The following is a 23,118-nucleotide window of genomic DNA, read 5'->3' as shown; positions in this document are numbered from 1 at the left end:
TCGCAAAGGAAATTATTTCCGCTTGCAACATTGTGGGATCATCTAGGGGCCAGTTCGGCCCTTAGAAGGAAATATAATAATGCATAAAAATGATAGTGTCCCTTTGCCCACCAATACCCGAGAGTGGTTATTTAACCGCAACAGCGCCATCGTCTTAGCGGATATAGCGCTGTTTTTGCTGCTCTATTTTACCCTCCCGTTTGATCCCCCCGTTGTACTGGGTATCAGCATGCTGTTGTTTATCGCCATTTTATGGCTCACCGAGGCGTTGCACGTGACGGTGACGGCCATTCTTGTCCCTGTGATGGCGGTGTTCTTTGATGTGTTTGACACCCAAACCGCGCTCAACAACTTTGCTAATTCCATTATCTTCCTGTTCCTTGGCGGTTTCGCCCTTGCGGCGGCGATGCACAGGCAAGGCTTGGATAAGGTGATTGCCGATAAAGTTTTGATCTTGGCGAAAGGCAAAATGAGCGTGGCGGTGTTTATGCTGTTTGGGGTGACCGCTGGGTTGTCGATGTGGATCAGCAACACCGCAACAACGGCGATGATGCTGCCATTGGTGCTCGGCGTACTGAGTAAAGTCGATGCAGACAAAGAGCACCCAACCTATGTGTTTGTGCTTTTGGGTATTGCCTACAGCGCCAGTATTGGCGGTATTGCCACCATCGTCGGTAGCCCACCGAACGCCATCGCCGCAGCGGAAGTGGGGCTAACTTTTACCGATTGGATGCGCTTTGGTGTGCCGACGACGTTGGTGCTTTTGCCTGTTGCGATGGCTGTGCTGTATCTGATGCTCAAACCCAACTTGCAAGGGAAATTTGAGCTTAACTATCAGCCAGTACAGTGGGACAAAGGTAAAATCGTCACGTTAGGTATTTTTGCTGCCACGGTTTGCCTGTGGATTTTCAGTAAGCCGATTAATGCCATGCTGGGCGGTTTTGCTAAGTTCGATACGTTGGTGGCACTCGGTGCAATTGTCGCGGTGAACTTTGCGCGCGTCGTGCACTGGAAGGACATCGAAAAAACCGCAGATTGGGGCGTGTTACTGCTGTTTGGCGGCGGGATCTGCCTGAGTAATGTACTCAAAACGACGGGTACCAGCGTCTTTTTGGCCAATGTCCTCAGCGAGGCGATTGCTCACCTTGGCATAGTGTTCATTGTGGCGGTGATTGCGATTTTTGTGGTGTTTCTTACCGAGTTTGCCAGCAACACGGCGAGCGCAGCCTTGTTGATTCCGGTTTTTGCCACCGTCGCCGAAGCGTTTGGCTTATCGCCAGTAATTCTGTCTGTGCTGATTGCGGTTGCTGCCTCTTGCGCCTTTATGTTGCCGGTCGCCACGCCGCCCAATGCCATCGTGTTTGGTTCAGGTCACGTGGAACAAAGTGAGATGATGAAAGTCGGTATTGTGCTTAATCTTGCTTGTATCTTAGTGCTGACGGGCATTGCCCTCACGTTTTGGGCATAACGCAATTGAGGCGCCTAGAGCGCCTCTTCTTCTTGCACGCTATTCACCTTGGGTTGGGTAGAATGGCAGGATGTGGATTGTGGTTTCGATGACGATAGTGCGCCAGATAATTGCACGGCGGTGTGCGCATCGATGCGACTGGCGTCAAACAGCAAGTAGCTGCGCTGGGCGCTACCATCTTGATGCGGCACAATGCTCAATGTGCCTTTAAATCCAAGGTCAGAAAGATGCTGGCACAGCGCCTCGGGCGCCATGTCATAAATGGGGTGCAGATACGGCAGTAACGTGTCCGCCACCCAAGCGTGTGTTTGGTAATGCGCCATCGCATTTTCTAGGTGGTCTGAGTCGGTAAATTCGATGATCTCTAGTACGTGTTCCAATCGCATCGAGGTGCTAATTCCATTTTAATCATATAGTTAATAATGGCGATACTACATCAATCCCCTCTGTTGTCACCTGTAATGGATCAATTTATCTTGTGCTCTATGCACTCGACCTAAATCAAAAAGGAATGGCGATGAATCACGAACAATTCAATCAATTTTGCCGCGCCTTACCGGCAACCACACACGTGGTGCAATGGGGCAACAGCGAGGTGTGGAAAGTGGGCGGCAAGGTGTTTGCCATCGGTACGCGCACGCCAAGTGGTACGCCTGCTTACACGTTTAAGACATCAGAGAGAAACTTTGTCTTCCTCAGTGAAAGTGACGGCTATATTCCGGCGCCGTACTTTGCCAGCCGCGGCATGAAATGGATTCAGCAAATCGATGCCTCGCCGGAGCGCGATGAAGCGCTCCAGTACTATTTGAACGCCTCCTACCAATTGGTGAGCAAAGGACTGAGTCAGCGTGTTCGTAAAGAGTTAGGTATTGAGATCGAGAAGTAACGCAGCGTCGCGCAGAAATTTGGTACACTCATCCTATGATTTTATCGTTAGAGACTTCGCTTGCACACCCATCAGACACTGACGTTTGCCACCGCAAACCTGTTCAATTTTGTCGCGCCGCCCAACGCGTTTTATGATTTTGAGAATATCTATGAGACGCAAGCGTGGGCGGAAAAATGTCGCTGGACGAAGGAGAAATTAACGCTTCTTGATGCGGATATTGTCGGGCTGCAAGAGGTGTTCTCGATTGAGGCCGCGAGACAGATGATGGCGGATCTCGGCTATGGCTATTTTGCGGTCGTCGATACGCCGCATATTGAGCAGGAATACATCTACTCCCAGCCTGTTGTGGCAGTGGCGTCTCGCTACCCAATCACACGTTGTCAGGCGGTGACGCCCCCTAGCGCTTTAATGGAGTGCTATGGCGTTCCCTTTCCTCATTTTAGTCGTCAGCCGATTGCGGCTGAGGTATCGGTGCCTAATATAGGCGAAGTTGCCGTTTATGTGTGTCACCTAAAATCTCAACGCGCGACAGAGAGCGCAACTGGTGGGAGTGAGCATCCACTTCTCGGGCGCTGGTTGTCTCATCAACAACGTGGCTGGGAAGCCGTGATGCTTCGAATTGCGATGGAAAACGCCTACCGGTCACATCCAGTGCCGACTGTGCTGATGGGCGATATGAATCAAAGTTTGGACAGTGTACTGACTGGGCAACTCACGCTCAATGCCAGCAGCGACAGTGCGACACTCACCCTTGAAGACAGCTGGAACCTCTACCAAGCCAATGACAAAGCAAAAGACCGAGCGGCCACACATTATCATTTCGCAACGGGCAATGTGTTGGACTACCTGCTTCTATCGCAAGAGTTTCAAGCTCAGTCGCCATACTCACTTGCGGATGTTGTTGGCTATCAGGTGTTGGATCAACATCTGATCAACCCATCCTTCGCGCAAGATAGCCAAGCGAGCGATCACGCGTTTGTCTCGGTGACGGTCTCGTTTGTTTTATAGTTTGACAACACAATAGGAAACTCAACCATGATAGAATGGCCATGCATGTTCAAGTTAGATGGTGATTACGAGCTACTCTATGTGCCCTCTCAAGATGTGTTGGAAAGTGAACTCACGTCGCTGATCTGGAGTGAAGACGATTGGCTGATTGATAGCCGTGGTCGGTGTTTTCTCATCTCAACAGACGAACAAGGCTATCACTACCAGCCTCACAGCGAGCTTATTACGCTCGAACAAGTGACCCAATGGGTACAAGAACATGAGTTTGCCAAGGTGGAAGTGTGCTTGACGAAAATCCACTTTACTTCAATACAGCAAGCCATCGAATCGCTGAGCGTGGTGTAAGTCCCCTCAAATGACAGCCCAGAAAACAAAACAGGGAGTCGTGGACTCCCTGTTGGTCAGTGATGTTGTTATTCTTCGATGCGATTGGCTGCCCAAGCGTACATCAACTCTAGTGCGATGGTGGCGCCCGCGAGTGAGGTGAGGTCTGCGTGGTCGTAGGGAGGAGACACTTCTACGACGTCCATACCAACGATGTTCATACCCGCAAAACCGCGGATGATTTTCAGCACTTTATCAGAGTTCAGACCGCCACATACCGGGGTGCCTGTACCGGGTGCAAAAGCAGGGTCTAAACAGTCGATGTCAAAAGTCACATACACCGGTTTGTCGCCGACGATGTCTCGCACTTGTGAAACAATCTCACTCGCGCTCAGTTCATTGGCTTCCATCGCATTGATGACGTTAAAGCCATGATCTTGCTTTTTGTATTCCGTACGAATACCAATTTGTACTGAGTGTTTAGGCGAAATCAACCCTTCTTTTGGCGCATGATAGAACATAGTGCCATGATCGTATGAGCTGCCGTTCGCGTAGGTGTCGGTGTGCGCGTCAAAGTGGACGAGCGCCATTTCACCGTGATGCTTCGCGTAGGCTCGCAAGATGGGTAAGGTGACAAAATGGTCACCGCCCAGTGCCAACATGGTTTTACCATCACGCAAAATTTCACTGGTCGCCGCTTCAAGGCGGTAGGTGAAGTCTTCAGCGTCGCCGCAGTCGAACACCAAATCACCCGCGTCAATCACGTTAGCACGTTTGAACACGTTGAAATCCCATGGGAACTTTTTGCTTTCCCATGCCAAGTTGACCGAGGCACGACGAATGGCGTCAGGGCCCATACGCGCGCCAGGTCGCCCTGACGTAGCCATATCTAAAGGTACGCCGAGGATAACCAAATCGGCATCACTGCCGATAGGATCGCGCATATAAGGGCGACGACAAAAGGTCATCGCGTTGGAGTAGAGCGAATAATCGATTTTGCTAAACAAATCGTTCACTTAGAAATCCTCTAAATAGGTATAGCCACTTAAGCCTTGCTCAAGTTCTTGCAATACGCTTTGCTGTTCTTGTTCACTGACACGCTGCGTGACCAGTTCACGGTAGTGCTCACGGATGTTATCGACATCAATATGCACGTAGCGCATCATATCTTCTACAGTGTCGCCCTCATCGATACGCTCGATGATAGGTTCGCCACTGTCATCTACGGTCACGACCGCACTGTGCGTGTCACCGAATAAGTTGTGCATGTCACCCAAGATCTCTTGGTAGGCACCGACCAAGAAAAAGCCCATAAAGTACGGCTTATCTTTGCTCCATGCTGGGACAGGGAGAGTCGTCTCAATGCCTTGACCATCGACGTACTGATCGACGGTACCGTCTGAGTCACAAGTGATGTCGAGCATCACTGCGCGGCGGTCTTCGACATTCTCAAGCCCTGACAGAGGTAGGACTGGGAACACCTGATCAATACCCCAAGCGTCAGGTAGCGATTGAAACAGCGAAAAGTTGATGAAGAACTTATCCGCCAAACGCTCACTCAGTTCGTCCAAAATAGGGCGATGGAAGCGGTTTTTGGTGCTCATCAATCGGCTGAGCTCGTAGTAAATACGCAATGACATTTGCTCTGCCCAAGCGCGCTGGTGCAGGTTCAACACCCCCGCAGCAAATAGCGAATGCACTTCGGCAAGGTCGCTTTGCGTATCGTTGTAAATCTCAATTAATGCACGCGCATCACTGCCATCTTGCAAACTTTCCCAGTTGCGCCACATGTTTTGTAGCAGCAGTGGGTCATCAAGTTCTGGCTCATTGACCACTTCCGGCTGGTAGGCTTCTGTGCCGATCACGTTGGTGATCAGTACCGCGTGGTGGGCGGTAAGTGAGCGACCCGATTCGGAAATGATCGTCGGCATGGGTTGTTCGTACTGCGTGCACACATCTCCAACCGTGTTGACGATGTTGCGCGCATATTCAATCAAGCCATAGTTCATTGAGCTAGTGGATTGACTACGTGTGCCGTCGTAGTCCACCGCGAGTCCGCCACCAATATCGAAATATTGAATGTTGGCACCCATGCCGCGCAGTTCACAGTAGAAGCGCGCCGATTCGTTTACACCATTACGAATATCGCGGATGTTCGCCATCTGCGAGCCCAAGTGGAAATGCACCAGTTGCAAAGAGTCCAATTGGTTCTCTTTCGTTAGCCTATCAATCACGCCAAGCACTTGTGATGCCGCTAGACCAAACTTCGATTTGTCACCGCCACTTGATTGCCATTTCCCCGCACCTTGAGAGGCCAGGCGAATACGAATGCCCATGCGCGGTTTAACGCCAAGACTTTTCGCTTCTTTAAGCACTAAGTCCAGCTCGGACATTTTCTCAAGCACGATGAAGACTTTGTGACCCAGTTTTTCACCGATCAGCGCTAGGCGAATGTACTCTCTATCTTTATAGCCGTTGCAGACGATCACTGAACTCGCTTTTTGCGCCAGTGCCAGTACCGCCAAAAGTTCTGGCTTACTGCCCGCTTCTAGGCCAAGTTGTTTGGTCTCTAGTTGCGCTTGGCTGGCAAGGATCTCATCGACCACTTCTTTTTGTTGGTTCACTTTGATCGGGTAAACCAGCAAGTAGTTATTCGGGTATTGGTACTCGTCAATCGCTTGGTTGAATGCATCACAGATGCCGTGCACACGTTGATGCAGGATCTGAGGGAAGCGGACCAGTACCGGCAAATTAAGCTGTTTTTGTTCGAGTTGAGCGACAATTTTGCTCAGTGGCACTTGGTGATCTTGACCAAGCGCAGGTGACACATACACCTCACCTTGGTTATCGATACCGTAAAAGCCTTGGCTCCAGTGTTGAACATTGTAGTCAGCGCGAACGCGGTCAAGTTTGGAAGAATTTTCCACATCAAGTCTCACAAAGATAAAGAATAAAACATGATTTCAGTGTAGTTAGAAATCATACGAGTCGCGGGCTTAATTTGATGACCGGGTTATCGCGACGAGCGCATTAACGTACAAACACCCCCTAGTGTCCAACAAAAACAATTTGTCGATAGGGCAAGAATTGCTTTACGCCTGCTTCATCAAAAATTTCGAACTATTAAGCCAAATTTATGCGCTGTTTGTGAGCGAAAGCATCCCCTAATCTAAGGGAAAGAAAGAGGAGTAATGTCATGATCACAGTGAGACACGCACACGATCGCGGCCGCGCCAATTTTGGTTGGCTCGACAGCAAACACACGTTTTCATTTGGCCACTATTACGATCCGCAGCAGATGGGTTTTTCCGCGCTGCGCGTCATCAACGACGATGAAGTGGCACCCGGCGCAGGGTTTGATACCCACGGCCACCGAGATATGGAAATCATCAGCTACGTTCTTGAGGGCAGCATCGAACATAAAGACAGTGAAGGTAATATTAAGTCACTGCCTGCGGGTGAGTTCCAATTGATGTCGGCGGGAAAAGGCATCTATCACAGTGAATACAATGCGTCGAAAACCGATGCATTGCGCTTCTTGCAAATTTGGATTGAGCCGAACACTTTCGGTCAAACGCCTGGTTATCAGCAAAAAGACTTTGGTCAAGCGCCTGGGTTAACGACCATCGCGACGCCCACAGGCGATGCGGGTACCTTGCACATTAAACAAGATGCCCAACTACATCAGTTGATTTTATTACCGGGCGAATCGCTGGATTACGCGCTTGGCGCCGATCGCAAGGTGTATGTGCACCAAATCGACGGCACGTTAGAGGTTGAGGGTATTACCTTGCAAGGAGGAGATGGTGCAAAGGTAGAGTCCACCTCTCGAATCACGCTCGTCAATCGCGGCGCTGACAACGTCAAAGCGTTGCTGTTTGATCTTCCCTAGCGCCTCAAGAGTAAATAGAGAAAGCGTGATGTCACTGTCTTTCTCCAGTGGCTAAATTGTACACACAGAGCCATACTTGAAATGAGAACATAACAGGAGGGTCAGCGATGAAAAACGAACTGGATCCGACCAAAGTATTGCAGGCTTACGAGATGGTAATGGCGCGCGGCACGCCGACCGAGTTTGGCAAGATGTATGAAGGGGTCGAAGCGTTTTCCGACTATGATGGCTACAACGTCTTTCTACGCGGTAACGGCGTTGAACTCAAAATCGGTTTCCACAACACCTATCATTTAGAGTATGACCAAGAGCATCTAAGAGACAGCTTCTTGAAAAAGGTCGCCTCTTTGGCCAAATAGCCGAGCCGCAGAAAAGTTAAAGCCCAGATTGTTGCCAATCTGGGCTTTGTTATTCTGTGCTTGCGGGTCGAGATTAATCTTCTTCCACCAAGCTCACATCATCGGCGTAATCTTCCACATTGCCATCTGGTTTTGAACGACCATTTAGGGTGTGAAAGCGTTTACGACCACGAGCGAGTTGAACGTATTTTAACCACACACGTTCCAGCTTGGTTTTCGCTTTTCCAGGGTTTTCGATAACTTTTACGAAATGCTTTTCTTCTGCGTTTTCAGGTGAGAGATCGCCGTTCTCCAAGCCCAACATGGTGTCACCATAGAGGGTTAGGATTTCTTCTTCAGCGAGCGTAAAATCACCAGACTTAGCAAAGCCGCGTGGAAACTTAGTGTTGTCGTAAAAACGTTTTTTGCCGTGACGAAATTCAGTGTCAGACATTGTGGTAGCCTCTGTAACCTACAATTGATAAATGACCTAAGCGGTACAGATCGAAAATTAGGCGCAAAGTTAGCAAAAGGAAAACAAAACTTTTTTATTGTCACTATTAAACATTTTTATGGTTTTAAGGTAACATTTTGCCCATTCAATGGTTTGCTTAATGGCAAGATTTGGTAGGCTTGAACGCTTGCACTTTGAGGAATATTAATGGACGTTAAAGTCTTCAGAACCTTTTTAGAATTGGCCAATGTACGCCATTTTGGTCGTGCGGCGGAAAACCTGTACATCACTCAAGCTGCGGTTAGCGCACGTATCAAGCAATTGGAAAGCTATTTTGATACGCAACTCTTCATCCGTGATCGCAACAACATCAAACTGACTTCCGCCGGTGAGCGTTTGATTGGCTACGCGGAAGTGATGGTCAGCACCTTGCAGCAGGCGAAATTAGAACTCTCCCTAGAAAATGGCAAAGCACTGCAACTGACCATAGGCGGGACGCCAAACGTGTGGGATGCGTATCTGCAAAATGGCTTAAGCCTCATCACGGATGCCTTCAGTGGTTATGGCTTTATGGCTGAAATCATGGGCAGAGAAGCACTCAATCGCAGTTTGCAAGAACGCACCTTAGATATGGCGTTCGCTTTTGACCAAATCAAAGCCGATGAGCTCAATTGTAAAAAAGTCGCGGATGTGGTGTTGGTCTTGGTTTCGACCTCAGAGGGCAGCGTGGATCAAGTGCTGGAAGACAAGTACGTGTATGTCGATTGGGGCACTAAGTTTGCCTCTGAACATGCTGAGCGCCACCCTAAGATCCCAGCGCCTTATCTACGTACTTCAACTGCGCGCATCGCTTTAGACTTCATCCTTGAAAAGGGAGGAAGTGCTTACTTACCCACCTCTCTTGTCGAGCCCTTCTTAGCCAGCGGGCAATTGGTCAAAGTGGATGGCGTGGCAGAGTGGTATCGTCCGATCTACTTGAGTTATCGCAAGGCGAGCACGTCGATCGATGCCATCAGTCAGGTAGAGAAGTTGGTGAAAACCATCGATCCTGTCACGGCGTTCAGCTTTCAGCAGATGGCGGATTGGCCGGTAGACGAGTAGGCCTAAGTGCTTGAAACGGAATAGCTTGAATCGGGATGGATTAAAACGGTTTGTTAAGAAACGAGCTCGATAGAAAAGAAAAACCTCGACGATCCGATTAAGTGAAGCGTCGAGGTTTTTTTGTGTCTAGCAATCGAGAACGTCGGGTTACACGAGCTCAGCCAATTGAGTAAGTGCTTGCTCACGAGCTTCTGCAGCCGGCTCATCACCCATGTTGAGCGCTTCTGCGTAAACAAACTCAACGTCGGTAAGGCCGATAAAGCCAAGAATCGTGGTGAGGTAACTTTCAATCGAGTTACGAGGTGAATCTTTGTGTAGACCACCGCGTGTTGTGACCACCACGACTTTTTTGTTTTCAAGTAGGCCAACAGGACCGTTTTCCGTGTAGCTGAACGTGACGCCCGCACGAGCAATCAAGTCGAAGTAGTTCTTCAGTTGAGTCGGGATCAAGAAGTTGTACATTGGCGCGCCAATCACGATTTGATCGGCCGCTTTGATTTCATCGATCAACTGGTTCGAAAGTGCGAGTACCGCTTTGAGCTCGTCAGATAAATCATCTGCTGGGCTACGAAGCGCAGTAGCGACGTTAAGGTCAAGAACAGGGATTGGGTTGGCGGCCAAATCACGCTCGATGATGCCTGATTTTCCCTCTAGCACCTTGTCAATGATTTGGTTTGACTGAGAGTGCTCACCCAAGATGCTGGATTTTAGAACGAGTGTCTGTGCCATAATTTTATCCTTTCAATGAGGTTCTTAAACTCTAAACACGAATCGCAGAACGGTTAAGTGTGTCTAGCTCGGCTAGTTGATAACCAGTCTATCGCTATGTCGGAGAAAGGATAAGCGGAGAAAACTGAGTGACTCATTCAATTTTTTTGAATGAGTCACTCTCTCAACAACTAAGAGGCCATTCAGAGATTCATCAGGCTCTCGATGGACTCTTCAACGCTCAAATGATGGAACGACTGCACATGCGCTCCGTCGGAGGCATCAATCAGAATGTGGTCAATATTGGCTGCGCCATGCGAGTCGATGTAACCGAGCGATTGTTCGACGCTGTCGCAGATCATGGTGATGTTGTCCTTTAGGACAATCGTGCAAGTGTGTAAATTCATAGCCAACTACCTTATTTTTATTGTTCATCTTTTAATTTAGATGAGGTTCGCACTTTCGCCAAGACCTTCATCCCAAAGTTTTCATCCAAAAGTTGACAAGGTTGAGTTCCGAAAATGGCTAGTATTGCGTGTGCAAACCGTTAGACTTTCTCCATGACTTAGCGCCAAGAGAGCAATGTGAATAATGACCACAGGTAAAAAAGGACAGGGCGTGTCATCGCCTATGGCGATGCTCGGCCCATTGAGTGTGCACGAATGCCAGCAAGCGAGGTTAAGCCGAGATGCCCGCTTTGACGGCCAGTTCTACATTGGCGTCAAAACAACGGGTATTTTCTGCCGTCCGATATGCCCAGCCAACTTACCGAAAGAGGAAAACGTCACCTACTTTCTTGATCGCGCCCAAGCATTGCAGGCGGGCTTTCGGCCATGCCTACGCTGTCGACCGGACAGTGCGCCGAGTTCGTGGGCATGGAAAGGGGTGGAAACCACATTTCAACGTGCCATCACTCTGATTGAGCAAGGAGAGGTAGACAGTAAGGGATTGCCTCATTTGTCCGAGCGTCTGGGGATCAGCGATCGCTATTTGCGCAAGCTGTTCGAAAAATACTTAGGGATGTCACCGAAACAATACCTGCAATCGACTCAGCTGCTGTTTGCCAAACAACTGCTCCACTCGAGCTCGATGCCGATTGGGGCGATTGCGTTTGCCAGTGGATTTCAAAGCGTGCGGCGCTTCAACGATGCGTTTAAACAGGTGCTGAAACTAACGCCGAGCCAAGTGCGTCGGCAAGGCAGTGATGCCCAATCGCACTCTGTGATTGATCTTGCGTACAAAGGCCCACTGGATTGGTCGCAAATGCTGGATTTTTATCGTTTGCGCGCAATAGAGGGATTAGAGCAGGTCAGTGACCGCCATTATTCGCGCGTTGTCACTGTCGGTCATCATCACGCTCATATTTGCATTTATCCCCATAAACCGGGCGTGATGAGGGTAGAGTTTGAGCTTGAGGACACACGCTTGCTTCGACCTTTAGTGACTCAGCTAAGACGCATGTTTGATTTGGACACCGACATCACCGCGGTGGAAGCACATTTGACGGCGATAGAGTCGTCATTGGTTAGGTATTCTGGGCTGCGAATTCCCGGTGTCTGGGATTGTTGGGAGGCCGGCGTGAGGGCGATTTTGGGTCAGCAAGTGTCCATCAAAGCGGCGATCGGACAGCTCAATTTGTTGGCCTCGACCCTGCAACCAGGCGGCGTCACTCACTTTCCGACGCCGGCCGAGGTGGCGAGTGCCGATTTGGCATTTTTGAAAATGCCGCAAAGTCGCAAAGAGACCCTCTCGCGGTTTGCCCAGTTTATGCTAGAACAACCTCAGGCAGAGCCCGATGAGTGGCTGACCTTGAAAGGCATCGGCCCTTGGACAGTCAACTACGCCAAACTGCGCGGCGCGTCGCAAGCGAACTGCTTTCTTGATACGGATCTGGTGGTGAAAAAAGCGTTGGCGCGCTTTCCTTCTCTCACCTCGACACGCGTCGCCCCTTGGGGGAGCTACGCCACTTTTCATTGTTGGAGCCATACATGACCACGCACAACGAGCAAACTCAATACGTCTACACCACCATGACCAGTCCTCTCGGTGAGATGGTTTTACAAGCCACTCGTGAGGGGCTGACTGGAGCGTGGTTTGAAACACAGACCACTCAGCCAGAAAATTTAGGCCAGCGCAGCGATTCTGATCCTATACTGACTAAAGCAATCAAACAGTTAGAGCAGTACTTTGCCAATCAGCGTGAGAGTTTTGACCTGCCTCTCGTCGCGCAGGGCACGCCATTTCAACGTCAAGTTTGGCAAGCGCTAACGACGATACCTTTTGGTGAAACGTGGAGCTATCAGCAACTCGCCGATGCCATAGGCAACCCTAAAGCGGTGCGTGCGGTGGGGGCGGCGAACGGGAAAAATCCCATTTCGATCATTGTGCCTTGTCATCGCGTAATAGGTAAAAGCGGTAAATTAACGGGTTATGCGGGGGGCGTGGAGCGTAAGGCGTCTCTCTTGAAATTGGAAAGTACGAGGTAAAGTTATGGTTGGTCGACAATGCAATTGGAGGGTGAGGGTACTGCTGGCGTCACTGGTTCTTGTCGGCTGTTCAGAAGATGACGCTGAACGTTACCTCAACAAGCAAACCTATGAGTTTGTCGGCGACTACGAAAACCAGTACAACGACGACGTGCTGCGCTTTAATAATGCGATGGTGACCTTTATTAAAGCGGGGCAACCGAACTTAGAAAAGAGTTTTAATGTCGAGGGCAATCAGTTGTTCATCCAAATGCGCAACAACTCAAAAGAGCAGCGAGAAGACATCGTGATGCGTATCCACGGCAAAAATGAAGTGCTGACGTGCAGCGTGTGTGCTAAATATCAGTTGGCGAGCATCTGGCAAAAGCGCGGTGCGCAGCCTTTGCCAGTGAAGCCTTAATTTTGTCTGTTACGCGCGCTAGAGCGTTTAGAACGTTAAAACGTTAGAACATGCCCCCATTGAGTGCCATGTGGCAGACGATACTCGCGATATAACCAAGCGCAATAGCGGGCATCCATTTGAGGTGACCAAAGAAGGTGTACTTACCGTGCGCCGCCCCCATCAAGGCTACCCCCGCCGCAGACCCTATTGAGAGTAAGCTACCGCCGACACCGGCGGTCAGTGTGACCAGTAGCCAGTTACCCATCGACATACTCGGCTCCATGGTGAGTACAGCGAACATCACAGGAATGTTATCGACGATGGCTGAGAGAATCCCCACCATGACGTTGGCCCACATGGGATCCCACTGGGTGTACATCACCTCAGAAATCACGCCTAAGTAGCCGAGCAGACTTAACCCTCCCACACACATCACGACGCCGTAGAAGAACAGCAGGGTGTCCCACTCCGCGTGAGAGACGCGGCGAAACACATCAAACGGGACGACAGACCCGAGGCGCTTGAGTGCGTAATCATCACGGTTCGCAATCGCGCGCGCGGCTTTTTTGTGTAACGAGGTCTTGAGGGTTTTTCGAAGGAAAAAGCCAAAAAACTGCAAATAGGCGAGCCCCATCATCATGCCCATCACCGGTGGGAAGTGCAGCACTGCATGGAAGGCCACTGCCGTCGCGATCGTCAGGATAAACAGCCCGACAATACGGCGCGCGCCGCGTTTGAGCTCAATGTGTTCATGCACCACGTTCGGCTTACTATTGGGTACAAACAGCGACATGATGAACGCCGGAATGATGTAGTTGATCAGTGAAGGGACAAACAGCGGCATAAACTCAGCAAAGGAGACATGGCCCGCCTGCCACACCATCAGGGTGGTAATGTCACCAAATGGGCTAAAAGCGCCGCCGGCGTTGGCGGCAATAACGATATTAATACAGGCTAAATTGATGAATTTAGGGTTATTGCCCGCCACTTTCAGTACAACGGCGCACATCAGCAGTGCGGTGGTTAAGTTATCGGCTATCGGTGAAATAAAGAAGGCGAGTATCCCGGTCAGCCAAAACAGCGCGCGGAAATTAAAGCCTTTGCCCACCATCCATGCTTGCAGCGCATCAAACAGTCGACGCTCTTCCATCGCGCTGATGTAGGTCATGGCGACCAATAAGAACAGTAACAGCTCAGCGTATTCGAGCAGGTTATGTTCCAGCGCTGCTTTGGCGACCTCTATCTGATCGTGCTGAGAATAGACGTAGCCAATCATGGCCCAGATGATACCCGCAGCCAACAAGACAGGTTTGGACTTTCTCAGCTGCAAGTACTCTTCGAGCATCACCAAGGTATAGGCCATCGCAAAGATCAGCAGCGCGGCGTAACCTATGGTCGATTGGGTAAGAGGCAGTGTGTCATGGGCGGTGGAAGCAAGGGTCGGAAAAGGGAGCAACAAAAGGGCAAATAGGGCTGACCAATGCAATTTCATACTTTCACTCCTTGAAAGAGTTGTTATAGAAAGATAGCGAGAATGTTGAGTCCCTATTTTAAAGAGTTATCAGATTGGGATGTGTGAGATAGATTGGATATGCCTGAATTTGAATGAGTTATTGTCGACGTTTGACTAAATGGGTAGATGAGAAAGCAAAAGCCTCAAACCGAGGTTTGAGGCTTTTGGCGTACTTTCATTGCGGAAGGTCCGCGAGATGAGCGGTTAGGCTTCAACCTGCTTGAGGTGAACCTCTTCCTCTTTTACGCCCGCTTGAGGGTCGTTAAAGCGTGTCTCATCCAGTGCACCTTCCGATTTCGCGACGATGACCGTCACTGCGCTATCACCGGTAATGTTGACGGCGGTACGGATCATATCCAGCAAGCGGTCGACACCCATGATAAGGGCGATACCTTCCAACGGCAGACCGACTTGGTTAAGTACCATCGCCAGCATCACGAGACCAACACCTGGTACGCCTGCTGTGCCGATAGACGCCAGTGTTGCGGTCATGATCACCATCAAGTAGTCACCCATGGTGAGGTCGATGTTAAAGGCTTGCGCGATAAAGGCTGTTGCGACACCTTGCATGATGGCCGTACCATCCATGTTCACTGTCGCGCCTAGTGGCACCGTGAACGAGGAGACGCGGTTTTCCACGCCCATGCGGTTTTTCACCGTTTCCATCGTTACCGGAATGGTGGCATTTGACGATGCGGTCGAAAACGCAAACATGACCGCGTCTTCCATCTTCTTCAAGAAGGTGATTGGACTCAGACCGGTGAAGCCTTTCAGCATCACGCTGTAAGTGACTAAACCGTGCAAAATCAAGGTGCCAGCCAGGACAAGGAAGTACTCCGCCAAGTTGATGATGGCGCTAAGACCCAGACCAGTAAACAGTTTCGCCATCAAGAAGAACACGCCAAACGGCGCCAAGTTCATCAAAATCGCCACCAGTTTCATGATCACTTCATTGAGATCAGAGAAGAACGCTGCAATGCGCTCACCTGGCTTGCCCGCCGCGCTGATGGCAACGCCAAATAATACGGCAAACACGATCACTTGCAGAGTTTTACCTTCTGCCATTGCGCTGATTGGGTTGGTCGGGAACATGTTAATGATCACCTGACCCAGTGACGGTGCCTCGGCGGACTGGAATGAGCTTGCTGCCGTAAGGTCAGCGCCTGCCCCTGGCTGGAACAGGTTACCCATGGTCAGCGCAAGCGTGATGGCGACCGCCGTGGTGACAATGTAAAACCCTAAGGTTTTGCCGCCCATGCGGCCCAGTGTAGAAAGATCTTTCAGTGAGCTTGTGCCACACACCAGTGAAACAAAAACGAGAGGAACAACAAGCATTTTCAAGCTGGCGACAAATATTTGGCCACCAACTTCAAACAGTCCATTGACGATGTATGTGTCGACAAATCCGTTGTCGGCAAAGAGGGTGCGAATTGCAAATCCTGTCAAGATACCTGCAACCATACCGAAAATCACTCGGCCGGTTAGCGACATGGGTTTCTTGGTATTCATAGTGAACACTCCTTATAGTTATGCGCCTAAAATTCACTTTAAGGCGGGCAGGGAGGTTAGCAGGCAGGATGAAAAATCAGAAAGCGAAAAAGCGCTGACGATAAGGAGATGTGACCTGGGTCACTGCTATTTGTTGGAATTTAACACCAAGTTAACGGCTTGGTGTAAATTAATTGACGTATTATTATTGTTTTTAACAGTTAAAATCCCGACCATTAATACTTGGCTTCTTCTCACCGCATGGGAATAGAGATGATGTGTCCGCTTGATTGATTTGGAAAATGCATAGATAAGCATATTTTATTCACTTTATTGCCTATAATGGCGCAATCGCAGTGAACAGCGATCCTAGGTGCATTTTTGTCGAGCCTCGCAAGAAAAATCTTGTTACTCTCGGCCATTATAGAATGACATCATCAGGCTTTTTTTCATGATCAATACCGCTTTATTAGGGATGTTTATTCCCACTTTCTTTTTTGTCTCTATTACGCCCGGCATGTGCATGACATTGGCGCTGACGCTGGGGATGAGCATTGGTTATCGTCGTACCTTGTGGATGATGGTGGGTGAGTTGATCGGCGTGGGTTTGGTGGCGGTGGCGGCGGTGCTTGGTATTGCGGCGGTGATGCTCAATTACCCTTGGCTATTTACTGTGCTCAAGGTGCTCGGGGGCGGTTATCTGTTCTATTTAGGGATTCAGATGTGGCGTTCGAGAGGCAAACTCGCTCTAAATCTTGATGAGACGGTCGAATCAGCCCCACACAGTGATTGGGATTTGGTGGTACAAGGTTTTGTGACCGCGATTGCCAACCCGAAAGGCTGGGCGTTTATGATTTCTCTGCTGCCACCCTTTATCGATCAATCGGTCGCACTGACACCGCAATTGGTGGTGCTGGTATCGATCATTCTGCTGTTTGAGTTTGTTTGCATGACGCTTTACGCCACAGGCGGGAAAGGCTTGAAACGCATGCTAGGTCAATCGCATAATGTCCGATTGATGAACCGAATAGCGGGCACCTTAATGATGGGTGTCGGTGTTTGGTTATGGGTGAGCTAGGACAAAGGAGCCATATGTTGGGATCAATCGGTCAGTGGTGGACGTCGACCAAATCCGAATTGCGTGAGGTGCTGGAGTTCCAGTCCCGTGTCTGGGTGGTGAATGTGTTCTCAGGGCGCAACAAAGGTGAGGCGTTTATCGTCAATGAAGACAGCTTTAACGAGCCAATGCAATGGATGAAACGTAAAGGCTACCCTAGCGAGCAGTTAGCGAGAGTGAGTGAGATGAAGCGCTCTCAGGTGCTTGAGATAGAACTATCGAACGTTAAACATCGAGTGATGCGAGTAAAGTAAACCAATCAGGCCAGCGTAACGCTGGCCTGATTGGTTTTTGGTTGGTCATTATGGCTCGCCAAGAGAGTGGAGCCTCTTGGTTATCGAGAGGGCGTTAGATTTTTGCCCATTGAGTTCGGCGGTCTAGCGCGCCGCTAAAGCGAGTCAGCAGGAGTGCCAGAGCGACCACAATAGCGCCGACCCAAGGTGTGTTCATCAGCCCAGTTTGTTCAACGACTAAACCCCCACCCCAAGAGCCCAGAGCGATACCGACATTAAAGGCCGCGATGTTGAGTCCGGAGGCGACGTCTACGGCATCAGGCGTATAACGCTCGGCTAAGTTCACCACGTACACTTGTAGCCCCGGGACGTTACCAAACGCAAACGCACCCCAGATAAGAATCGTCACCACCGCGGCAATCGGTTCGTAAGCGGCAAAGTTGAACACCAAAAGTACGGCGCCAAGGCCAGTGAAAATGATCGTTAGCGCTTTGATGGGTCCCATGGTATCGGCCATCTTTCCACCCCAAATGTTGCCAAACGCGACAGACACGCCATACACCAACATGATGAGGCCGACAGAGCTGGCTTCAAAGCCGGACACTTCCTGCAAAATGGGCGCAAGGTAGGTGAACGCGGTAAAGGTGCCGCCATAACCCAGTGCCGTGATCGCATAGACCAGCAGTAAGCGAGGCTGAGTCAGTACGCTCAGTTGTGCGGAGAGTTTGGTCGCCGGAGGCTGTTTCAGATTACTGGGCACCAAAAGCGCACTTCCTACCCAAGCGATGAGACCCAAGGTGGCGACGATCAAGAAGGTCGCTTGCCAGCCAAACGTCTGACCGATGTAGGTGCCAAGAGGCACTCCCGTCACCAAGGCGACCGTGAGGCCAGTAAACATGATCGCGATGGCGCTGGCGGCTTTCTCTTTGGACACCAAACCTGTGGCGATGGTCGAGCCAATCGAGAAAAACACGCCGTGAGCAAGACCCGTTAGGATCCGAGCTGCCACCAGGGTGTTGTAACCTGGCGCTTGCCAAGCCAGCAGGTTACCCGCGACAAACAGGGCCATGACGGTCAATAGTACCGTCTTACGGGGCCAGTTTCCCGTCAGCGCGGTCAGCACAGGGGCGCCGACGGCAACTCCAAGGGCGTATAAGCTGACCAGCAGACCGGCTGAGGGCAGCGAGACCGATAAGTCAGCGGCCATAGTTGGGATCAACCCAACGATGACAAATTCAGTGGTGCCGATGGCAAACGCACTGAGGGTTAGAGCAAAAAGAGCAATAGGCATACTTTCATTCTCAATGATGTGTTCAGTGGCGGCCATTATCGAGCTGAATTCTTTTGTGAAAAACAGCGTCTTTTGCAAATGACTTTTGTCAAAATTATGGGTAATTAACGGTGAACTGACCGGTGAGGCTTTTTCGTCGGCGATGTTATTCTCTATAATCGAGCCATAAGCCTACGGGCTTAGCGTCACCTCTGCCAAGACAACTACAGGACACTGACATGACCACTCGACTACTACTCAATGGAAAAAAAGCGGCGCAACAAGATATTCGCGATGCGGTGATGGCCCTGCGCAAAGAAGGCCATACGCTCGAAGTACGGCCAACATGGGAAGCAGGAGATATTGAGCGCCTCGTGTGCGAAGCCGCTGAGCAGCAGGTCACCCGGGTGATTGCAGGAGGCGGTGATGGGACGGTGAATGAAGTGGTTGACGCGATTCTCAAACATCAACTGGCGTTGGAGGTGGCGGTGTTACCACTTGGCACGGCCAATGATTTTGCCACTGCCTGTCATATTCCGACCGATTCCCCGTATCAAGCCCTCAAGCTGGCGCTTAGTGGAGAGAGTTACCGAGTGGATGCCGCCAAAGCCAACGAGCGTCACTTCATTAATATTGCGACCGCGGGTTTTGGCGCGCAGGTGACGGCCAATACGCCGGTGGCGCTGAAAAACTTCTTGGGCGGCGGCGCATATACGCTGTCGGGGTTGTTGCAGGCGATCAATTTTCAGCCTTTTGAAGGCACAATTCGTTTTGATGACAATACGCGCGAAGCCGGTGTCGTGGTGGGGGCGGTGTGCAACGGTCGCCTAGCCGGTGGCGGCCAAGAGCTGGCACCCAATGCCTATATTGATGATGGGTTGCTCGAAGCAGTATCGATTGAAGCCTTTAGCGCGGCCGACATCCCTGTCGTGCTCAGTGAGCTTCAGCAGCAAGGCGATGGCGAGACGCAATTTATTCATCGTAAACAGGTCAAGCGCATTGAATGGCTCTCCAGCCAAGTTATGCCGATCAACCTCGATGGTGAGCCACTCTCTTGCCCCGAAGTGGTGATGGAAGTGTTACCGCAAGCCCTCGCCCTTGTACTACCAGAGAGCACGCCGGTATTAAGCCGCCACCAAAAAGCGTAATAACGCCTAGACCAAATAGGTGGAGATGGATGCGAATGTAAACGTTTCCATCTTTTTGCCTCTGCTCACAGAATCACAGCGTGGTTGCGTTATGATATTCGGCTCAATTCGTACAAAGGATGTCATGATGGATCCAACGCAACGCATAGAATTAGTCGGGTCGCGCACGCAACTGCTGGTGGAGATCGGTGAGGTCGCCGAAGTCTTGCACTGGGGTAAACGTCTGCCAAGTCCAGAGCATGGGTTGCCTAACGCCTCTTTGGCGCTGCAACGCCCGGTGCCGTTTGGCCGTCTTGATAAGGATGTGCCGGTCTCTTTGCATCCCGAACTGGGGCGCGGATCGTTTGGCTCGCCTGGCCTTGAAGGACACCGTAATGGCCTAGCGTGGGCGCCGGTTTTCTCTCTTACCCACTGCGAACATGACTTACATTCACTGACTCTCATCTACCAAGACGCACAGGCTGAGCTGCGTTTAACCATTGACGTGCATCTTGGTGAGGATGACGTGCTCAAAACTCGCCAAACGGTCACTAATTTAGCGCAGGGCCCCTATTGGGTGACACGCTTTGCTCATACCTTGCCACTCGATAGGCGCGCTGAAGAACTGCTCACCTTTCATGGTCGCTGGGTTAATGAATTTCAAACCGAGCGCCTTACGCTCCATCACGGTGGTTACCAACAAGAGAATCGACGCGGGCGCACCTCGCATGAGCACTACCCGGCGCTAATCGCGGGCACACCAGGCTTTGGTGAGCTTTCGGGGGACGTATGGGGCTTTCATCTGGCATGGAGTGGCAATCACCGCCTGCGAGTGGACGTCAAAGCGGATGGGCGGCGCGTAATGCAGGCCGAAGCGCTCTATTTACCGGGCGAAATCGCACTGGCTGAAGGAGAGTCGATATCCACCCCTTGGCTCTATGCTACCTATAGTGAGCAAGGGCTGAGCCGCATGAGTCAGCAGTTCCATCGCCATGTGAGAGAGCAGATTGTCGCCCGTTCAGTCACACAACAGCCTCGGCCTATCCATCTCAATACGTGGGAGGGGATCTATTTCGATCATGATCCCCAATACATCAAACAGATGGCGACTGAAGCGGCACGTATGGGCGTTGAGCGTTTCATCATTGACGATGGTTGGTTCAAAGGGCGCAACAACGACAAAGCCGCATTAGGCGATTGGGTGTTGGATGAGCGTAAATACCCCGAAGGGCTGACGGACATCGTCAACCACGTCAACGAACTAGGCATGGAGTTTGGTCTTTGGTTTGAACCTGAAATGATCAACAAAGACTCGGATCTCTATCGTCGCCACCCCGAGTGGTTACTGGCGGTGGAGGGCTATCATCAGCCCACCGGCCGTCATCAATATGTGATTGATTTACAAAACCCTGAGGCGTTTGATTACCTATTTGAGCGTTTGGATCATTTTCTCTCCAACTATGCGATTGCCTACATCAAATGGGACATGAACCGAGAAGTGGTCCAACCGGCTCATCACGACCGTGCCGCTGGGCACAAGCAGGTCGAGCGCTACTACCAACTGGTCGATAAAGTGCGCGCTGCCCATCCGCAGGTAGAGAGCGAATCATGCGCTGCAGGCGGAGGGCGGATTGATTTTGAAGTGCTCAAGCGCACCCATAGATTTTGGACGTCTGACAACAACGACGCGCTCGAGCGACAAACCATTCAACGCGGCATGAGCTTGCTGTTCCCGCCAGAAGTGATGGGCAGCCATATTGGTTCTGGCCACTGTCACAGTACCCGCCGCAGGCACAGTATCGAATTTCGCGGCCTCACCGCGCTGTTTGGTCACATGGGGATAGAGCTTGATCCCGTTTCTGAATCTGAGCAAGAGAAAGCGGGATTTGCCCGTTATGTGGCGCTGCATAAGCAGCTTCGTCCGCTGCTTCACCATGGCGTTAACTGGCGTTTACCCACCGAAGATAGTGCGCACCAAGCCTACTGCGTTGTCGCAGACGATCAATCGCAAGCGGTGGCCGTAGTGGCGCAACTGGCTATGCCTACTTATGCACTGAGCGGCCAATTAAGATTTGCAGGGCTGGTCGACAGTGCTCAATACCATGTCAGCTTGCTTGATAAGCCCCTCAACTTTGACACCATGGTGTGCCGTCAGCCCCCTTGGACAGCACAAGGTTGTACCCTGTCTGGCGCATGGCTACATCAAGTGGGCTTAGCCATGCCGATACTGGATCCCGAAAGTGCGATTTTGATTGCGCTCACGCGGGTCAATCCTTAGTCGCTCTTTGGGAAACGGCCTTGTAGCTGGGCCGTTTTACTTGTTGTAGTAAAACATTAAGCTACCGCCGTTGATGCTTGATCCATAGTTAAAGGTGAGCCCAACCCCAACGTTATCGAGCCACTCCCAGCGGACGGGATCTTGAAACAGCCAACCTATTGAGCTTTCGTAGTAGTGATCCGTACCTAACTCGCTTTGCAATTCTGGCGACAGGTCCACCCGCTTGAAGCCCGTGAACAATGACTGCGTCTTATCAAACAAGTCCCAATATACGGTAATTTGATTGGTCACATACCAACCTTGTGGATTGCCGATATCCCCGTTATTCGCACTGCCCCAAGTGGTGCCATAAAAATAACTCCACTTTGAGTTGAAGTGCCATTTCCCCCAAGGCCGAGGATGGTGATAATCAAAATCTATCGCGGGTTCGGCGATGGCAGACCAAGCCGAGACATTAAAGACACGCCCATCGAGAAATATCTCCACTAAACGAGAAATATCACTATTGGCGATGTAATCATTTTGGTAGTAAATCACATGCCCGATAAGACTAGGAGTGACTGAAAACACCTCGTTGACGTTGTATTGATAGCCATAACCGAGAGCCGCCCCCACCGTGAGTTCATCGAGCCTATCTTTGGGGAGGTTCTCCTCATCCAAACTGAAGCGGTTTTCAGTGTCGATGAGAAATCCTTTTGCCAGCAACTGATGGCGGTGTGGTGACTCGTCGCGTCTAAACTCGCGCAGATAGGGCAGGACGTAGACGGATTTGCTGCGTCGCTCGTTCAGCGCTTGTTGACTGCCTAAATCCTCATTGTCCGTATTGAGTACTTGATTGGGGTCGAAGCTGGCAATGCCAAATTCAATGGCGTCGGTATCGGAAAGAAACACCGCTGCGGCAAAGCGATTTTGCAAAATGGATTTAATATCGTCGTTTAACTCATCCGCAAACACGTGTTTGCTCAGCAGCAGAATACTAGCGGCAGAGATAACGCTCAGACGGTAAACCGTCACATTGAGAGATGAAAGGTTGCGCATTGGG

The 23,118-nt window shown here is 50.7% G+C and carries 24 protein-coding genes; 14 read left to right on the top strand and 10 right to left on the bottom strand.

The annotated features are described in order from the left end of the window. Nucleotides 1-79 precede the first annotated feature (79 nt). Nucleotides 80-1,468 (top strand): SLC13 family permease, encoded by a 1,389-nt coding sequence (locus AC6R10_RS14285; protein WP_500672643.1) that lies wholly within the window; start codon nucleotides 80-82, stop codon nucleotides 1,466-1,468. 14 nt (nucleotides 1,469-1,482) lie between these two features. Here AC6R10_RS14285 and AC6R10_RS14280 read toward each other — a convergent pair whose 3' ends face one another. Next, the gene (locus AC6R10_RS14280; RefSeq protein WP_500672642.1) at nucleotides 1,483-1,854 is read right to left on the bottom strand and encodes a hypothetical protein; all 372 of its coding nucleotides are present in this window, start codon (nucleotides 1,852-1,854) and stop codon (nucleotides 1,483-1,485) included. A 131-nt stretch (nucleotides 1,855-1,985) separates the two neighbouring features. On the opposite strand from AC6R10_RS14280, the gene AC6R10_RS14275 reads away from it, so the two are divergent. From AC6R10_RS14275 to AC6R10_RS14265, 3 genes are read left to right on the top strand one after another with little or no spacing between them, the layout of a single operon-like run. Next, complete coding sequence (locus AC6R10_RS14275) at nucleotides 1,986-2,354, top strand: MmcQ/YjbR family DNA-binding protein (RefSeq protein WP_500672641.1); 369 nt, start codon at nucleotides 1,986-1,988, stop codon at nucleotides 2,352-2,354. Between the two features lie 60 nt (nucleotides 2,355-2,414). Beyond that, a complete protein-coding gene (locus AC6R10_RS14270; protein WP_500672640.1) occupies nucleotides 2,415-3,365 on the top strand; it encodes an endonuclease/exonuclease/phosphatase family protein in 951 nt (316 codons plus the stop codon). A 27-nt stretch (nucleotides 3,366-3,392) separates the two neighbouring features. Then, nucleotides 3,393-3,710 carry a DUF4144 family protein gene (locus AC6R10_RS14265; RefSeq protein ID WP_500672639.1) on the top strand — a complete coding sequence of 106 codons (318 nt, stop codon included), beginning with the start codon at nucleotides 3,393-3,395 and terminating at the stop codon, nucleotides 3,708-3,710. Nucleotides 3,711-3,778: 68 nt separating this feature from the next. On the opposite strand, the gene speB is transcribed toward AC6R10_RS14265, so the two are convergent. Next, on the bottom strand, nucleotides 3,779-4,705 hold the full coding sequence (gene speB / locus AC6R10_RS14260) for an agmatinase (protein WP_500672638.1): 927 nt from the start codon (nucleotides 4,703-4,705) through the stop codon (nucleotides 3,779-3,781). Further along, nucleotides 4,706-6,628, bottom strand: a complete 1,923-nt coding sequence (gene speA / locus AC6R10_RS14255; RefSeq protein ID WP_500672637.1) for a biosynthetic arginine decarboxylase — start codon at nucleotides 6,626-6,628, stop codon at nucleotides 4,706-4,708. Between the two features lie 257 nt (nucleotides 6,629-6,885). Between speA and AC6R10_RS14250 the strand changes: the two genes are divergently transcribed. Both AC6R10_RS14250 and AC6R10_RS14245 read left to right on the top strand, forming a co-directional pair. Next, the gene (locus AC6R10_RS14250; protein WP_500672636.1) at nucleotides 6,886-7,581 is read left to right on the top strand and encodes a pirin family protein; all 696 of its coding nucleotides are present in this window, start codon (nucleotides 6,886-6,888) and stop codon (nucleotides 7,579-7,581) included. 107 nt (nucleotides 7,582-7,688) lie between these two features. Then, on the top strand, nucleotides 7,689-7,940 hold the full coding sequence (locus AC6R10_RS14245) for a DUF3081 domain-containing protein (RefSeq protein WP_487902985.1): 252 nt from the start codon (nucleotides 7,689-7,691) through the stop codon (nucleotides 7,938-7,940). A gap of 73 nt (nucleotides 7,941-8,013) precedes the next feature. Here AC6R10_RS14245 and AC6R10_RS14240 read toward each other — a convergent pair whose 3' ends face one another. Further along, on the bottom strand, nucleotides 8,014-8,373 hold the full coding sequence (locus AC6R10_RS14240) for a MaoP family protein (protein ID WP_334553142.1): 360 nt from the start codon (nucleotides 8,371-8,373) through the stop codon (nucleotides 8,014-8,016). 207 nt (nucleotides 8,374-8,580) lie between these two features. Between AC6R10_RS14240 and AC6R10_RS14235 the strand changes: the two genes are divergently transcribed. Next, nucleotides 8,581-9,474 (top strand): LysR family transcriptional regulator, encoded by an 894-nt coding sequence (locus AC6R10_RS14235; RefSeq protein ID WP_334553144.1) that lies wholly within the window; start codon nucleotides 8,581-8,583, stop codon nucleotides 9,472-9,474. Between the two features lie 147 nt (nucleotides 9,475-9,621). Here AC6R10_RS14235 and AC6R10_RS14230 read toward each other — a convergent pair whose 3' ends face one another. Continuing rightward, entirely contained in the window at nucleotides 9,622-10,203 is a 582-nt protein-coding gene (locus AC6R10_RS14230) for an FMN-dependent NADH-azoreductase (RefSeq protein ID WP_500672635.1), read from the bottom strand. A gap of 182 nt (nucleotides 10,204-10,385) precedes the next feature. Beyond that, the gene (locus tag AC6R10_RS14225) at nucleotides 10,386-10,589 is read right to left on the bottom strand and encodes a hypothetical protein (protein WP_334553147.1); all 204 of its coding nucleotides are present in this window, start codon (nucleotides 10,587-10,589) and stop codon (nucleotides 10,386-10,388) included. Between the two features lie 184 nt (nucleotides 10,590-10,773). Here AC6R10_RS14225 and AC6R10_RS14220 point away from each other — a divergent pair, with 184 nt between their 5' ends. The 3 genes from AC6R10_RS14220 to AC6R10_RS14210 are packed head-to-tail and all read left to right on the top strand — an operon-like array spanning nucleotide 10,774 to nucleotide 13,068. Next, nucleotides 10,774-12,174, top strand: coding sequence for an AlkA N-terminal domain-containing protein (locus AC6R10_RS14220; RefSeq protein WP_500672634.1), 1,401 nt, complete (start codon nucleotides 10,774-10,776; stop codon nucleotides 12,172-12,174). After that, nucleotides 12,171-12,668: a methylated-DNA--[protein]-cysteine S-methyltransferase gene (locus AC6R10_RS14215; protein ID WP_500672633.1), complete on the top strand. Its 498-nt coding sequence runs from the start codon at nucleotides 12,171-12,173 to the stop codon at nucleotides 12,666-12,668. Before AC6R10_RS14220 ends, AC6R10_RS14215 begins: the two co-directional genes overlap by 4 nt. 4 nt (nucleotides 12,669-12,672) lie before the next feature. Continuing rightward, nucleotides 12,673-13,068, top strand: coding sequence for a hypothetical protein (locus AC6R10_RS14210; protein WP_500672632.1), 396 nt, complete (start codon nucleotides 12,673-12,675; stop codon nucleotides 13,066-13,068). 43 nt (nucleotides 13,069-13,111) lie between these two features. Here the strand turns inward: AC6R10_RS14210 and nhaD are convergent, their stop codons facing one another. Next, on the bottom strand, nucleotides 13,112-14,542 hold the full coding sequence (gene nhaD, locus AC6R10_RS14205) for a sodium:proton antiporter NhaD (RefSeq protein ID WP_500672631.1): 1,431 nt from the start codon (nucleotides 14,540-14,542) through the stop codon (nucleotides 13,112-13,114). 225 nt (nucleotides 14,543-14,767) lie between these two features. Continuing rightward, nucleotides 14,768-16,072, bottom strand: coding sequence for a dicarboxylate/amino acid:cation symporter (locus tag AC6R10_RS14200; RefSeq protein ID WP_334553155.1), 1,305 nt, complete (start codon nucleotides 16,070-16,072; stop codon nucleotides 14,768-14,770). 433 nt (nucleotides 16,073-16,505) lie between these two features. Between AC6R10_RS14200 and AC6R10_RS14195 the strand changes: the two genes are divergently transcribed. Both AC6R10_RS14195 and AC6R10_RS14190 read left to right on the top strand, forming a co-directional pair. Further along, nucleotides 16,506-17,129: a LysE family translocator gene (locus AC6R10_RS14195; protein WP_500672693.1), complete on the top strand. Its 624-nt coding sequence runs from the start codon at nucleotides 16,506-16,508 to the stop codon at nucleotides 17,127-17,129. Between the two features lie 14 nt (nucleotides 17,130-17,143). Beyond that, entirely contained in the window at nucleotides 17,144-17,422 is a 279-nt protein-coding gene (locus AC6R10_RS14190; protein WP_334553157.1) for a hypothetical protein, read from the top strand. Nucleotides 17,423-17,516: 94 nt separating this feature from the next. Here AC6R10_RS14190 and AC6R10_RS14185 read toward each other — a convergent pair whose 3' ends face one another. Then, nucleotides 17,517-18,692, bottom strand: coding sequence for an MFS transporter (locus AC6R10_RS14185; protein WP_500672630.1), 1,176 nt, complete (start codon nucleotides 18,690-18,692; stop codon nucleotides 17,517-17,519). A 218-nt stretch (nucleotides 18,693-18,910) separates the two neighbouring features. On the opposite strand from AC6R10_RS14185, the gene yegS reads away from it, so the two are divergent. Together yegS and AC6R10_RS14175 are read left to right on the top strand one after the other, a co-directional pair. Further along, complete coding sequence (gene yegS / locus AC6R10_RS14180) at nucleotides 18,911-19,819, top strand: lipid kinase YegS (protein ID WP_500672629.1); 909 nt, start codon at nucleotides 18,911-18,913, stop codon at nucleotides 19,817-19,819. 124 nt (nucleotides 19,820-19,943) lie between these two features. Beyond that, complete coding sequence (locus AC6R10_RS14175) at nucleotides 19,944-22,076, top strand: alpha-galactosidase (RefSeq protein ID WP_500672628.1); 2,133 nt, start codon at nucleotides 19,944-19,946, stop codon at nucleotides 22,074-22,076. Between the two features lie 36 nt (nucleotides 22,077-22,112). On the opposite strand, the gene AC6R10_RS14170 is transcribed toward AC6R10_RS14175, so the two are convergent. Continuing rightward, nucleotides 22,113-23,114 (bottom strand): Solitary outer membrane autotransporter beta-barrel domain, encoded by a 1,002-nt coding sequence (locus AC6R10_RS14170; RefSeq protein WP_500672627.1) that lies wholly within the window; start codon nucleotides 23,112-23,114, stop codon nucleotides 22,113-22,115. Nucleotides 23,115-23,118 lie beyond the last annotated feature (4 nt).

Source organism: Vibrio sp. R12-SG2-ISO1 (genome assembly GCF_059834045.1).
The sequence above is the reverse complement of the archived record's forward strand: the minus strand, read 5'-3'. Positions and strand labels throughout refer to the sequence as shown.